At 60.7% G+C, this 14,711-nt stretch carries 11 protein-coding genes and 1 pseudogene; 9 read left to right on the forward strand and 3 right to left on the reverse strand.

Annotated elements, in window-relative coordinates:
* Positions 1-5 precede the first annotated feature (5 nt).
* The 8 genes and pseudogenes from ACIOZM_RS26055 to ACIOZM_RS26090 all read left to right on the forward strand — a co-directional run bounded on the left by ACIOZM_RS26055 (position 6) and on the right by ACIOZM_RS26090 (position 8,626).
* Positions 6-884, forward strand: a pseudogene (locus tag ACIOZM_RS26055) (amidohydrolase family protein).
* Positions 885-888: 4 nt separating this feature from the next.
* Positions 889-1,794: an amidohydrolase family protein gene (locus tag ACIOZM_RS26060; RefSeq protein WP_008081961.1), complete on the forward strand. Its 906-nt coding sequence runs from the start codon at positions 889-891 to the stop codon at positions 1,792-1,794.
* Between the two features lie 245 nt (positions 1,795-2,039).
* Complete coding sequence (locus ACIOZM_RS26065; protein ID WP_401219124.1) at positions 2,040-3,425, forward strand: UbiD family decarboxylase; 1,386 nt, start codon at positions 2,040-2,042, stop codon at positions 3,423-3,425.
* A gap of 11 nt (positions 3,426-3,436) precedes the next feature.
* Entirely contained in the window at positions 3,437-4,051 is a 615-nt protein-coding gene (locus tag ACIOZM_RS26070; RefSeq protein ID WP_401219187.1) for a UbiX family flavin prenyltransferase, read from the forward strand.
* A 71-nt stretch (positions 4,052-4,122) separates the two neighbouring features.
* Positions 4,123-5,169, forward strand: coding sequence for a CobW family GTP-binding protein (locus tag ACIOZM_RS26075; protein WP_401219126.1), 1,047 nt, complete (start codon positions 4,123-4,125; stop codon positions 5,167-5,169).
* A gap of 251 nt (positions 5,170-5,420) precedes the next feature.
* Positions 5,421-6,776 carry a nucleobase:cation symporter-2 family protein gene (locus ACIOZM_RS26080; RefSeq protein WP_401219127.1) on the forward strand — a complete coding sequence of 452 codons (1,356 nt, stop codon included), beginning with the start codon at positions 5,421-5,423 and terminating at the stop codon, positions 6,774-6,776.
* Between the two features lie 12 nt (positions 6,777-6,788).
* Positions 6,789-8,177, forward strand: coding sequence for an amidohydrolase family protein (locus ACIOZM_RS26085; protein ID WP_401219129.1), 1,389 nt, complete (start codon positions 6,789-6,791; stop codon positions 8,175-8,177).
* A 251-nt stretch (positions 8,178-8,428) separates the two neighbouring features.
* Positions 8,429-8,626 carry a hypothetical protein gene (locus tag ACIOZM_RS26090; protein WP_401219130.1) on the forward strand — a complete coding sequence of 66 codons (198 nt, stop codon included), beginning with the start codon at positions 8,429-8,431 and terminating at the stop codon, positions 8,624-8,626.
* Here the strand turns inward: ACIOZM_RS26090 and ACIOZM_RS26095 are convergent.
* The 3 genes from ACIOZM_RS26095 to ACIOZM_RS26105 all read right to left on the reverse strand — a co-directional run bounded on the left by ACIOZM_RS26095 (position 8,596) and on the right by ACIOZM_RS26105 (position 12,584).
* Positions 8,596-9,531 carry a DHH family protein gene (locus ACIOZM_RS26095; RefSeq protein WP_401219133.1) on the reverse strand — a complete coding sequence of 312 codons (936 nt, stop codon included), beginning with the start codon at positions 9,529-9,531 and terminating at the stop codon, positions 8,596-8,598. The two genes, ACIOZM_RS26090 and ACIOZM_RS26095, sit on opposite strands and share 31 nt — an antisense overlap.
* Before the next feature lie 128 nt (positions 9,532-9,659).
* Positions 9,660-10,943, reverse strand: a complete 1,284-nt coding sequence (locus tag ACIOZM_RS26100) for a Zn-dependent hydrolase (protein ID WP_401219136.1) — start codon at positions 10,941-10,943, stop codon at positions 9,660-9,662.
* Positions 10,944-11,099: 156 nt separating this feature from the next.
* Complete coding sequence (locus tag ACIOZM_RS26105) at positions 11,100-12,584, reverse strand: NCS1 family nucleobase:cation symporter-1 (protein ID WP_401219139.1); 1,485 nt, start codon at positions 12,582-12,584, stop codon at positions 11,100-11,102.
* A gap of 621 nt (positions 12,585-13,205) precedes the next feature.
* Here ACIOZM_RS26105 and hydA point away from each other — a divergent pair.
* A complete protein-coding gene (gene hydA, locus ACIOZM_RS26110) occupies positions 13,206-14,645 on the forward strand; it encodes a dihydropyrimidinase (RefSeq protein ID WP_401219141.1) in 1,440 nt (479 codons plus the stop codon).
* Positions 14,646-14,711 lie beyond the last annotated feature (66 nt).

Here is a 14,711-nt window from a genome sequence, read left to right on the forward strand (position 1 = left end):
ACTTGATGCATGACGGTGACCCGTTCACCGGCGAGCGTCTGCTGGAGATGTTGGATGGACCGTAAATTGTCAACGGCAAGCCTCGCCGAATCGACAAAGCCTTCATCCAGCCACCGCAGGGCAACACCATTTACACCTGGACCGACGGCGACCTGACCGGTCGCGAATCCATCGACGCCTACATGGCCTACACCCTGAAGATGGTCCAGACCTACCCGGACCGGTTCATCGGCTGCTTCGTCTACAACCCGCGCTGCGGCGTGGAGAACGGCGTCGAAGCGATCGAGCGCTACGTCAAGGAACACGGTTTCGGCATGGTGCAGATGCAGGCCAACATGCACGCCTACCGGCCTGACCGGGCACTCGACTGGGTGCGTCCGTGCTTCGAGAAATGTGCCGAACTGGGCATCCCGGTCAAGCTGCACACTGGCGACGGGCCTTACAGCATCCCGTCGGAATGGGTGCCGATGATCAAGGAATTCCCTAACGTCAATTTCATCATGGCGCACTTCGGCGTGCAGACCGGCGGCGTCTACGTGTTCGAACCGATGCAATGGGCGATGGAACTGCCCAACGTCTACTGCGAATCCGGCTGGTGCCTGCAATCGCGGATCGTCGAGTTCGCCAAGGTCCTGCCGACCCACAAAATCCTCTTCGGCACCGACACCCCACCGAACGAACCGGGCATGTGGCTGCGTCTGCTTGAAGTGCTGTGCCACGAGCCGCCGCAGGGCCTGAACCTCGACGAGGACACCCTCGAAGACTATCTGGGCAACAACACCGCGCGAATGATCGGCCTCGAACCTACCGCGCCGCCCCGTTCCGTTTCCGAAGCAGAGGCGCAACTCAAGCGCCCCGTCACCACCCAATTGGCCAGGAGCTGAACCGATGATTATCGACACCCATCTGCACCCCACCAATCTGGTCGACGAGGCCTGGCGCCACACCGGCGAACCGTTCACTGGCGAGCGCATGCTCAAGCTGATGGACGGCCCGTACATGATCAACGGCAAACCGCGCCGCATCGACATGGGCTTCATCCAGCCGCCACCGGGCAACACCGGCTATCGCGACGGCAACCGCCGCGGCCGTGAGGGTGTGCGCGACTACATGTCGTACATCGCTGAACTGTGCATGAAGTATCCGGATCGTTTCATCGGCAACTTCAACTTCAACCCGCGCTGGGGGCCGGAAAACGGTGCGGCAGAGCTGGAATTCCACATCAAGGAATACGGCTTCAAGATGCTCAAGCTACACGCCAACATGCACGGCTATCGTCCGGATCGGGCGCTGGACTGGTTGCGTCCGGCGATGAAAGTCTGCGCCAAGTACAACATTGTGGTGCTGATCCATACCGGCGACGGGCCGTACACCATTCCGACGATGTTCTACCCGATCATCCGTGAGTTCCCGATGGTCAATTTCATCATCGGCCACTTCGGTATCCAGACTGGCGGCAACTACTCGTTCGAAGCGTTCTGGATGGCGATGGACACGCCGAACGTGTACTGCGAATCCGGCTGGTGCTTCCAGTCGCGGATCGTCGAGTTCGCCAAGGAACTGCCACGCAACAAGATCGTGTTCGGCACCGACTCGCCGCCGAACGAACCGGGGATGTGGCTGCGTGAACTGGAGGTGTTGTGCTCACCGGCACCGCAGGGGTTGGGGATTGATGAGGATCACCTCGAAGACTACCTGGGCAACAACATCGCCAGGTTGTGCGGGATCGAACCGACCCCACCGCCGAAGGATCTGGCCGAGGCGGATATACGCCTGACCACCACGTACTTGTAGCCAAACACAGAACCTGTGGGAGCCAGCCTGCTGGCGATAGCGGTGGATCAGTCGCCCTCATCGCTGAATGACACACCGCTATCGCCAGCAGGCTGGCTCCCACAATGGGGCCGTGTTCAACACAGAGCAACACAGCGACTTTACAGGCACGAAGATGACCCGGCGTTCGCTCGACCGGCAGGCCAACGGCTTGTCGAACGAACGCCGCCTCACCCCTGCGTGCCTGCTTTTTACGAGGTGAAACCATGACCCGTTCGACGCTCGGCGACACGCAGGATTTTCACGTTTTCATCGACGCCTATCGCCGTGAGTATCCGGACGATGTGCTGACCATCACCCAAGCTCTTTCTGCCGATCAGGACGTCACCGCCCTGGTCGATGCCCTCGCCGCACAGGGCCGCGATCCACTGTTGATCTGCGAAAACGTCGGCGGTCTCAAGGTGCCGGTGGCGACCAATCTGTTCGCTTCCCGCACTCGCATCGCCCGTCTCTTTGGCGTCCCCCCGGCGCAGTTGCACGAAACCTTTCAGGCCCGCGCCAATCAGCCGATCCCGCCGCGTTATGTAGAAACCGGGCCGATACTCGATCAAGTGTTCGAAGGCGAAAGCCTCGATCTGGCGCTGCTGCCAATGCTCAAGCACTTCGACAGTGATCGCGGCCCGTACATCACCAACGCAATCATCATTGCCGAAGATCCCGTCACCGGCATCGCCAACATGAGCTACCACCGCTCGATGCGCCACGCCCGTCAGGCCCTCGCCACCAGCCTGCATTCGCGTGGACATCTGTGGCGGATGCTGCAGACCGCCCGCGAGCGCGGCGAAGAATTGCGTGTGGCGATGGTGGTCGGCGCACACCCGCTGTTCATGCTGGCTGCCGCTGCACGCTTGCCGTTCGGCAGTGATGAACGCGCGGTGGCCGGTGGCTTGTTCGGCGCGCCGCTGGAACTGGTCAAGACCCCGCGCTACGGCATCGGTGTCCCCGCTTACGCCGAGTTTGTTCTGGAGGGCGCCATCGACCCGGCGGCCTATGCAGAGGAAGGCCCGTTCGGTGAATTCAGCGGTTATTCCTCGGATCGCTCGACCAACAACGTGCTGCGCGTCGACACCCTGTTGCGGCGCAAGGATGCGTGGCTGGTCGATGTGATGGGTGGGCGCTACGCCGAACACCTGACGCTGGCGCGGCTGCCTCGCGAAGCGGAAATGAGCGAGAAGCTCAAGGCGCGCTTCCCCGCCGTCACCGCCGTGCATTACCCGAATTCCGGAACGCATTTTCACTGCTATGTTGCGCTGGATCAGAGCCGCGACGGCGAGGCGCGGCAGATCATGCTCGCCCTGCTCGGCTGGGACCCGTACCTGAAAACCGTGATCGCGGTGGACAGCGATATCGACATCAGCGACGACAGCCAGGTGCTGTGGGCACTGGCCACGCATTTCCAGCCGCACCTCGATATGTTCATGATCGACGGCTTGCCCGGCAGTCCGCTCGACCCGTCGTCCTCGGTCAACGGCACCACCTCGCGCATGGGCCTGGATGCCACTCGCGGTTCGGGTTTTGACGGGATCAAGGCACAGCTCGATCAGGATGTGCTGGAGCGTGCGCGCCACCTGATCAAGAGTCTGCAAGCGTGAACCGCCAGCGGATGGTGGTCGGCATCAGCGGTGCGTCCGGCTTCATCTACGGCGTGCGCCTGCTGCAATTGCTCGCCGAACTCGACATCGAAAGCCACCTGATCATCAGCCGCGCCGCGCTGCTGACCATGGCCCACGAAACCGACTACAAACTGGCCGACGTCACGGCGCTGGCCAGCCATTACCACCGCGCCGACGATGTCGCTGCCGGGATCGCCAGCGGTTCGTTTCGCTGTTTGGGCATGGTGGTCGCGCCTTGCTCGATGCGGACGCTGGCGGAGATCGCCACCGGCACCTCGTCGGGACTGATCGGCCGCGCCGCCGACGTCACCCTCAAGGAACGCCGCACCCTGGTGCTGATGGCCCGCGAGACGCCGCTGACCCTCGCCCATCTGCGCAACATGACCGCCGTCACCGAAATGGGCGGAATCATCGCCCCACCAGTGCCAGCGTTCTACGCCCGTCCGGAAAACCTCGCGCAAATGGTCGACCACAGTCTCGGCCGCGTCCTCGACCTGTTCGGCCTCGATGCCGGCACCGCGCGCCGATGGAGAGAACACCCAGAACCCTGTGGGAGCGAGCCTGCTCGCGATAGCGGCCGTTCAATCGCCATCACCGCTGAATGACACACCGTCATCGCTAGCGGGCTAGCTCCCACAGTTGATCGCACTCCGACAAAACAGGTAAGGAGCTCCAGATGAACACCCCATTCAACGCCCCAACCCGGAACACCAAAATCCCGGTAACCATCCTCACCGGGTTCCTCGGTGCCGGTAAAACCACCCTGCTCAACTACATCCTCAAGGAAAATCACGGGCGCAAGATCGCCGTGATCGAAAACGAGTTCGGCGAGGTCGGCATCGACGGCGACCTCGTCCTCAGCTCCGAAACCGAAGAAATCTACGAGATGGTCAACGGCTGCGTGTGCTGCACCGCCGAGGTTCGCGAGGATCTGGTGCGCATCGTCCGTGAGCTGGTGGCGCGCCCGGTGCGGCTGGATCACATCCTGATCGAGACCAGCGGCCTTGCTGATCCGTATCCGGTCGCGCAGAGCTTTTTCATCAACGACCCGATTGCCGACGAAGTCGAACTGGACGCCATCGTGACCATGGTCGACGCCAAGCACATCGCCCAGCATCTGGAAGATCTGCAACTCGATGGCGTCGATAACCAGGCTGTGGATCAGATCGTCTGCGCCGACCGCATCGTCATCAACAAGATCGATCTGGTCAGCCCTGAAGAAGTGGAAAACCTGCGCGGCAAGATCCGTGGATTGAACGCCACGGCGGATCTGGTCACCTCGACCCACGCGCAAATCGACCTGACCAAGATCCTCGGCATCGGCGCCTTCGAAGCCACGCAGAAGCTGATGGAAATCGGCGCCGAACACGACCATCACGCCGACGAACATCATCATGAGCATGACGAACCCGACCACGCACACGACCCGAGTGTGTCGTCGGTGGGCATTGCCGTGGACGGCGCGGTGGATCTGATGGCGTTCCATCGCTGGATCAGCGAGTTGCGCGTGGCGCAGGCCGACAACCTGTACCGCATGAAGGGCGTGCTGGCGGTGGCCAACGAAGACCAACGCTACGTGCTGCAAGGCGTGCACAGCCTGGTGGAATTCCGGGCTTCGACTGCGTGGGGCACGGAAGCACGCTCCAGCAAAATCGTGTTCATCGGCCGCGACCTGGATCGTGCGGCGCTGAACCAGGGCTTTGCCGCCTGCCTCGCAGGCTGAAACAAGGCATCGGAGCCGGTGGATGGCGGCTTCGCAGCACGAATGACTGATGCCACAACGAATGGAACAACACAAAACCTGTGGGAGCTGGCTTGCCAGCGATAGCGGACTGTCAGTTGATGAAGATGGTGACTATTCAACCGCCATCGCTGGCAAGCCAGCTCCCACAGGGTCCCGTGGTGTTCTCAAGTAAGCGGCATCAGAACGAATACCCCTCTCTACCGCATAAAAACAGCCAGAGGTGTTTCCCCATGTCGTCAGCCACTCCTTCCACCACCGTCCATCCCGTCGACCGCGTTCTGCCGGTGCGACAGATGCTCACCCTCGGCCTGCAACACATGGCCGTCTCGTACATCGGCGCCATCGCCGTGCCGTTGATAGTCGCCAGTGCCTTGAAAATGTCCCACGCCGATACCGTCGTGCTGATCAGCACCACGTTGTTCTGCTCGGGCATCGCCACACTCCTGCAAACCGTCGGATTCTGGAAATTCGGCGTGCGTCTGCCGATTCTGCAAGGCGTGGCGTTCAGCAGCGTCGGCCCGGTGATCGCCATCGGCAGCAACCCCGACGTGGGTTTCGCCGGGGTTTGCGGAGCAGTCATCGGCGCAGGGATCTTCACCATGTTGATGGCGCCGTTCGTCGGTCGATTGCGGCGATTTTTCCCGCCGGTGGTGACCGGTTGCATCGTCACCGTGATCGGCTTGCAACTGTTCCCGATTGCCTATGAATGGGTCGGTGGCGGGCGCAACGCGAGCAACTTCGGAGCCCCGGCGTTTCTCGCGGTGGCGGTGGTGGTGTTGCTGACGATTCTGCTGGTCAACCGCTATGGCAGCCCGCTGCTGCGCAACATGGCGGTGCTGGTGGGGATGCTGGTCGGCGCCGGTCTGGCGTATGGCCTGGGCATGGGTAACTTTCACAGCGTCGAAGATGCACCGTGGCTGACCGTGCCCTACCCGTTCTACTTCGGTTTGCCGACGTTCAGTCTGGTGCCCATCGCGACGATGGTGGTGGTGATGATCGTACAGATGGTCGAGTCGATGGGCCTGTTCGTGGCCATCGGCGACATCGTCGACAAACCGGTGGAAGACAAACAGGTGATCAACGGCCTGCGCGCCAACGGACTGGCCAGCACCATCGCCGGGATGTTCGCCGCGTTCCCGTTCATTGCCTTCATGGAAAACGTCGGTCTGGTGATCCTGACTGGCGTGCGCAGCCGCTGGGTGGTCGCGGTCAGCGGCTTGCTGATGTGCTCGATTGCGTTGGTGCCGAAGGCCGGAGCAATCATCGCCTCGATGCCGACCGCAGCCCTTGGCGGCGCCGGTATCGCGATGTTCGGCGTGGTCGCAGCAGCCGGGATTCAGACCCTGGCCAAGGTCGATTACGAACGCAATCGCTACAACGTGCTGATCGTCGGTTTCACCATCGCCGCCGCGCTGGTGCCGGTCCTCGCACCGACCCTGTTCAAACAAATGCCCGAGTGGTCACAGCCGTTCCTGCACAGCAGCGTGGTCATCGCTTGCCTGGTGTCGGTCCTGCTCAACGCGGCGCTCAACGGCGTCAGCGTGCCAGAAACCACACCCGGCAAATCCGCTTCACACATCCTTTGACTGGAGCCTGCCATGACTCAACTGCAAAGCATCTTGATAAAGAACCCGGTCGCGGTGATGACCGGCCTGCGCGGTCCGCGTGCCCGGGCCGGCGCCGTGGACATTCGCGTGGTCAATGGGCGCATCGCCGAAATGGCCGCCAACCTTGAAGCGCAACCCGGCGAGCGGGTGATCGACGCACGCAATTGCGTGGTCTATCCGGGCTGGATCAACACCCACCATCACCTGTTCCAGAACCTGCTCAAAGCCGTGCCCGAAGGACTGAATCAGGATCTGCAAGGCTGGCTCGCCAGCGTGCCCTACCCGCGCCTGAACCGGTTTACCCCGCAACTGGCGCGGATTGCCGCACGGCTGGGCATGGTTGAGTTGCTGCTGTCCGGCGTGACCACTTGCGCCGATCACCACTACCTCTACCACGCCCACGGCAGCACCGAGACCGGCGACCTGCTGTTCGACATGGCCGATGAATTCGGCCTGCGCTTCGTGCTCTGCCGTGGCGGTGCGCTGGAGTCGGCGAGCGCGCATCCGGGCTTCTCGAAAACCGCGCTGCAACCGGAGTCGCTCGATCAGATGGTCGGCGATATCGAACGGCTCAAGTCGCGCTACCACCAGGACACCCCGGATGCGATGCGTCGCGTGGTGGTCGCGCCAACCACGCCAACCTTCTCGCTGCCGCCGACCTTGTTGCGCGAACTGGCGCACACCGCTCGCGGCATGGGTTTGCGCCTGCACACGCACCTCTCGGAAACCCAGAACTACGTGAACTTCTGCCGCGAGAAGTACAACTGCCTGCCGGTGGAATTCGTCGCCGAACACGAATGGCTCGGCCCGGACGTCTGGTTCGCCCACGCCGTGCATCTGCAACCGGGCGAGATCCGCATGCTCGCCCAGACCGGCACCGGCATCTCGCACTGCCCGGTGAGCAACGCACGCCTGGGCAGCGGCGTCGCCCCGGTGCCGCAAATGTACGAGGCCGGCGTGCCGATTTCCCTCGGCGTCGATGGCGTGGCGTCCAACGAATCCGGGAGCATGGTCGGCGAAGCCAACACCGCCTGGCTGATCCACCGCGCCGAACAAGGCGCCTCGGCAACCACCGCTGAAGACGTGATTCATTGGGGCACGGCGGGCGGCGCGCAGGTATTGGGACTGGGCGCCGTCGGCACCCTGGAAGTCGGCCAGGCCGCAGACCTGGCGATCTACAGCCTCGACCATCCACGCTTCTTCGGCTTCCACGACAACGCCGTCGCCCCGGTGGTCGCGGGCGAACCGATCAGCGTGAAATACAGCCTGGTCGGCGGCCGCGTGGTTGTGGATGACGGCGTGATCCCGGGCCTGGATATCGAACGCATGCGCGCGGAAGCATGGGAAGGTGTGCAGGAAATGATGAAGGTGGACGACTGACTCACTGACACTACAAAAACCTGTGGGAGCTGGCTTGCCAGCGATAGCGGACTGTCAGCCGATGCAAATATCGACTGAACCATCGCCATCGCTGGCAAGCCAGCTCCCACAGTGTTTTGTGTTGGCCACACATGTGGTGACAGATCCAGAACCTGTGGCATTCGCGTTTCCGGGCTTTGTTGACTACCGTTAGTAGCTCATCGATATGAGCCCCTGCCAGAAACACCGGGCTCTTGGTCAAGGAGAGACTGATGACCCGTCACATCGAAAAACTCTACCGCACATGGTCCAGCCCGATTCTGCTGGAGCTGAAAAAACGCGACCACCAGATGGCCCCGAAAGAACGTCAGGCGCTTGAGAATGTGCTGGTGGAAAGAAGACTGCTGGACGTCGGTGGTCCTGATGGCGTCGAGCGCCGTCAGGGCAATAACAACAAATCTTCAGGCTGATTTGACAGACCCAGTTTCAGTAATTCTTTACGCAGCATCGAGGGTTTGAGAACCGCCATTCCTGCCTGCCACTCAAGAGGCAGCAAACGGTTCAGCTTCTGTTGGCTGACCAGCGGATCGGCCAGCAGACAGCTTTTTCCTTCACTGATACTGATCACGTTCAGCAGCCAGTCTGCGCCCTGCTCCGCCATCCAGCGACTGATTGCCGGACGGTGCTTTTGAATCAGCGCGTCAGCATTCCACACGGTCATTTGCGCGAAGACTTCGGGCAATTGGCTCTCGGGTTTCATCCGCTTCAAATCCGCTGCCACGGCATCAAACAAGTTGCTTTCGATGCTCGCTTGGCATTCGCGGAAATACTGCGCGGGCCAATCCGCCGGCAGTTTTGCCTGACGTGCAAGCACTTCGTAAGCGCGGATATCCAATTCGGTGGTCATCTGTCCGCTGAAATTCAGCGTGTTGTCGAGAATCGCTGTGGCCAGTAATGCGGCGCTGGGCTGGCTGATGCGAGACAACAGACCTACCGCTTCCCAACGCTGGAAAACCTGAGTTGCCGCTGCGCCAATCGGTCGGATATCAGCGGCAGTTCCGAGTCTCTGTGCCCAGTAATCTTCGTAACCTGGATGATGGTCGATGACTTCCACGACCTGATTGAGCACGACCATAGGATCGAAATGGTGATAGTCGGAAACGTCGACCAAGACGAATTCATCGGTCGGCGATGGTTGATGTGCGTGAAAAGCGCAGCCCCAACCAAGCACGGCTTTCGAAACGCTGGCATTGGGTTTTGCGCCACTGACGGCGCGGGCGGGAATGCCTTGCAGGTTCAACAGTTCGGCATAGGCGATGCAGCAGGCGTAGGCGTCGATATCCAGATAGGCCGAGCCTGAGGTGATGATTTTCATAGGGCGGCAGCGTCGCATATTTTCATGACATCTGGGTGACAACAAAAAGATCGAAGCCTTCGGCAGCTCCTACAGATACGAACACAAATCCCATGTAGGAGCTGCCGAAGGCTGCGATCTTTTGATCTTCAGGCTGCGCGCTGCCCCGCCGCGACCATCGCCGAAGCCGCCAGCATCGCTCGCAACAACACCGCGCAACCCGCCGCCAGATCTTCCGGCGCGGCGTTTTCGATTTCGTTGTGGCTGATGCCGCCTTCGCACGGTACGAAGATCATCCCGGCCGGGCCGAGTTCGGCGAGGAAGATCGCGTCGTGGCCGGCGCCGCTGACGATGTCCATGTTCGACAGGCCCAGACCTTTTGCCGCACCGCGCACGGCTTCGACGCAGCCTTTTTCGAAGTACAGCGGTGGGAAATCCGCGGTTGGGGTCAGTTCGTAAGTCAGGCCGTGTTCTTCGCAGGTGGCTTCGATGACTTGTTTCACTTCGGCGATCATCGAGTCCAGACGCGCCGGTTCCAGGTGCCGGAAGTCGAGGGTCATCCTTACCTCGCCGGGGATGACGTTGCGCGAGCCGGGATAGGCTTGCAGGCAACCAACGGTGCCGCAGGCGTGGGGTTGATGGCCGAGGGCGGCGCGGTTGACTGCGCCGACGATCACCGAGGCACCGACCAGAGCGTCCTTGCGCAGGTGCATCGGGGTTGGGCCGGCGTGGGCTTCAACGCCGCGCAGTTTCAGGTCGAACCACTTCTGCCCCAGTGCGCCGAGCACCACGCCGATGGTTTTCTGTTCGTCTTCGAGGATCGGCCCTTGTTCGATATGCGCCTCGAAATAGGCGCCGACCTTATGCCCGCTGACCTTGCGTGGGCCGGCGTAGCCGATGGCATTCAGCGCTTCGCCGACGGTGACGCCGTCGGCATCGACCTTGGCCAGGGTTTCGGCGAGGGTGAATTTCTCGGCGAACACGCCGGAGCCCATCATGCACGGGGCGAAGCGTGAGCCTTCTTCGTTGGTCCAGACCACCACTTCCAGCGGTGCTTCGGTCTCGACGCCGAGGTCATTGAGGGTGCGCAACACTTCGACCCCGGCGAGCACGCCGAAGCAGCCGTCGAACTTGCCACCGGTGGGTTGGGTGTCGATGTGGCTGCCGGTCATCACGGGTGGCAGGTTCGGATTGCGCCCGGGACGGCGAGCGAAAATGTTGCCCACTTCGTCGATGCTGACGCTGCAACCGGCCTCCTTGCACCACTGCACGAACAGGTCGCGGGCCTGGCGGTCGAGGTCGGTCAGGGCCAGACGACAGACGCCGCCCTTGACCGTGGCGCCGAGCTTGGCCAGCTCCATGAGCGAGGCCCAGAGGCGGTCGCGGTTGATGTGCTGATGGGTGGATTGCAGAACGTCTATGGCTGCGTTCATGGTGATCTCCTCAGGCAGTTTCTTATGGATATTGCTGTGGTGTCTGGCAGATCTCATCGCCAGCAGGCTGGCTCCCACAGGGGGAATGCATTGCAGATTTCAAACCTGGAACACACACCATTGTGGGAGCTAGCCTGCTAGCGATAAGGCCATCCGCTACACCGCCGATTTCACGACAGAAGGCTGCGCCCGCATCACGCACAACCCGTAATAAATCAGGCCTCCCAGCGCCGAGCCGGTAAACCAGCCGTAGCTGTAGAACCAACTGAACGCATCGCTGCCCAGCGACAGCAACGTCAGCACCACCGGAACGCCGAACGCGATAAACCCGGACAGATTCCACGCCGGATACACGTCATCGCGATACAGCCCGGCCAGGTCCAGTTGCTGTTTCTTGATCAGGAAATAATCCACCACCATGATCCCGGCAATCGGCCCGAGCAGGCTCGAATAGCCGAGCAACCAGTTGGAATAGACGCTTTCCAGACTGACATCGGAAACGATCCAGCCGAGTTTTTTCAGCAGTTCATGCCCCATCAACGCCAGCCCCACCACACCGGTCAGCAACACCGCTTTGGTGCGGTTGATCACCTTCGGCGCGATGTTCTGGAAGTCGTTGGTTGGCGAGACGATATTGGCGGCGGTGTTGGTCGAGAGCGTGGCGATGATGATCAGCGCCATGGCAATCGCCACCCAGACCGGGCTCTGGATGTGGCCGATCAGGGTCACCGGATCAGAGACGGTAACGCCCACCAGTTTTACCGAAGCGGCGGTCATCACCACGCCGAGGGCGGCGAACAGGAACATGGTCAGCGGCAGCCCGATGATCTGGCCGACGATCTGGTCCTTCTGGCTCTTGGCGTAGCGGCTGAAGTCCGGAATGTTCAGCGACAACGTCGCCCAGAATCCGACCATCGCCGTCAGCCCTGCGGCGAAGTAACTGACCACGCTTGCGCCTTCCGGACGCTTGGCCGGGATCGCCATCAACTCAGTCATCGACACATTAGGCATGGCCCAGACCAACAGGCCGATGCCGACCGCCACCAGCAACGGTGCAGACAAGGTTTCCAGCCATTTGATCGACTCGGCGCCGCGAATCACCACCCACAGGTTCAACGCCCAGAAGATCATGAAACCGATCACCTCGCCGGTTCCGCCGAGGGATTTCCAGCCATCGAACACCGAGCCGAGAAACAGGTGAATCGCCAGCCCGCCGAACATCGTCTGAATGCCGAACCAGCCACACGCCACCAGCGCCCGGATCAGACACGGTACGTTGGAGCCAAGAATGCCGAACGACGAGCGCAGCAACACCGGAAACGGAATCCCGTATTTGGTGCCGGGAAAGGCGTTAAGCGTCAAAGGGATAAGGACGATGATATTGGCAAACAAAATCGCCACCAACGCCTCGCCGACGCTCAGGCCAAAGTACGCCGTGAGCACGCCGCCGAGGGTGTAGGTCGGCACGCAGATCGACATGCCGACCCACAGCGCGGTGATGTGCCATTTGTTCCAGGTTCGTTCGCGCACCTTGGTCGGTGCCATGTCGTGGTTGTAACGGGGACTGTCGAGGACATCGCTGCCGGCTTCGAGCTCGAACAAGCCGTCGCGCTCGGTCACTTGCGATCTGATCTGTTGCATGGCCGCTCCACTGTTCTTTTGATTATTTTTGCTCATCAGGAGGCTGACGCTCGGAGGCGCGAGCCGGACGATGGCCGGAGGAACTGACAACTTTCGTGTACCGGCCATGGTGTCAGCGGCGGCATCAATAAACGTGCCGGGTGCCCCGCTTGCGCATCGGGCCGTGTTTCAAACGATTTGCAACTTACTGATGTTTATCAGTTTTAATTATTCACTTGGGGAGTCCGCGAAAACTTGTCCAGGCGCTCAGGCTAAACGTCGGGCAAGTTGTTCGAAGTGTCAGGACTCATTCTGGTGCACTGCACTTTTTTTCATCGTGAGCGATCAACCGCAGCTCAACTTCAAGCGGCTGATTTCACATAGGAAATGTTGACCATATTTGCATCCTGTCAAGTGCGTCAAAATGGTGAGCAGCCTCACCATTTTGGTGATTTCGTATTTTTATCGTTATTTATCAGCAAGTTAAAACACGAATAAGCTTATAAAAATTTATCTTGCTCATTCGTAATTCTGCGACTAGCTTTTAATCCTGACAGCGCTGACAGGAATACATCGATCTGCGTTGCATTAATAAAACATCTAGAACCGGCACAAGTCGGTCATGCCTGCGAGGAACTCGGAATGTCTCTGTTGATCCGTGGCGCCACCGTTGTTACCCATGATGAAAGTTATCGCGCCGATGTGTATTGCGCAGACGGCGTGATCAAAGCCATTGGTGAAAACCTTGATGTTCCCGCTGGCGCCGAAGTGCTCGACGGCAGCGGCCAATACCTGATGCCCGGCGGCATCGATCCGCATACGCACATGCAACTACCGTTCATGGGCACCGTGGCCAGCGAAGACTTTTACAGCGGCACGGCGGCCGGTCTGGCGGGCGGCACTACCTCGATCATCGATTTCGTGATTCCCAATCCGCAGCAGTCGTTGATGGAAGCGTTTCATCAGTGGCGCGGCTGGGCGGAAAAATCCGCGTCAGATTATGGCTTCCATGTTGCGATCACTTGGTGGAGCGAACAGGTTCGCGAGGAAATGGCCGAACTGGTCAGCCATCACGGGATCAACAGCTTCAAGCATTTCATGGCCTACAAGAACGCGATCATGGCCGCCGACGACACGTTGGTGGCGAGTTTCGAGCGTTGCCTGGAACTCGGCGCGGTGCCGACCGTGCACGCGGAAAACGGCGAGCTGGTTTATCACCTGCAACGCAAGTTGATGGCCCAGGGCATCACCGGGCCGGAAGCGCATCCGTTGTCGCGGCCATCGCAGGTCGAAGGCGAAGCCGCGAGCCGGGCGATTCGCATTGCCGAAACCATTGGCACGCCGCTGTATCTGGTGCACGTTTCGACCAAGGAAGCCCTCGACGAAATCACCTATGCGCGCAGCAAGGGCCAACCGGTGTACGGCGAAGTGCTGGCCGGGCATTTGCTGCTCGACGACAGCGTCTATCAACACCCGGACTGGCAGATCGCTGCTGGTTACGTGATGAGCCCGCCGTTCCGTCCACGCGGGCATCAAGAGGCACTCTGGCACGGTTTGCAGAACGGCAATCTGCACACCACCGCCACCGATCACTGCTGTTTCTGCGCCGAGCAAAAAGCGGCCGGGCGTGATGACTTCAGCAAGATTCCCAACGGCACGGCCGGCATCGAAGACCGCATGGCGCTGTTGTGGGATGAAGGGGTGAATACCGGGCGTTTTTCGATGCAGGACTTTGTTGCCCTGACCTCCACCAACACCGCGAAAATCTTCAATCTCTATCCGCGCAAAGGTGCGATTCGCGTCGGCGCCGATGCCGATCTGGTGCTGTGGGACCCGCAAGGCACCCGCACCATTTCCGCCAAGACCCACCATCAGCAGGTGGACTTCAACATCTTCGAAGGCAAGACCGTGCGCGGTGTGCCGAGCCATACCGTCAGCCAGGGCCGCGTGGTCTGGGCCGACGGCGACCTGCGCGCCGAGCGTGGAGCCGGGCGCTATATCGAACGGCCGGCGTATCCGGCGGTGTTTGATTTGCTGAGCAAGCGGGCTGAGTTGCATAAGCCGGTTGCAGTGAAACGCTGAAACCGAGGCCTTCGGCCTATCGCTGGCAAGCCAGCTCCCACAGGTTTTTTGGTGAACACAATATTT

It is taken from the genome of Pseudomonas sp. NPDC087346, from assembly GCF_044744235.1.
Classification (GTDB): Bacteria; Pseudomonadota; Gammaproteobacteria; order Pseudomonadales; family Pseudomonadaceae; genus Aquipseudomonas.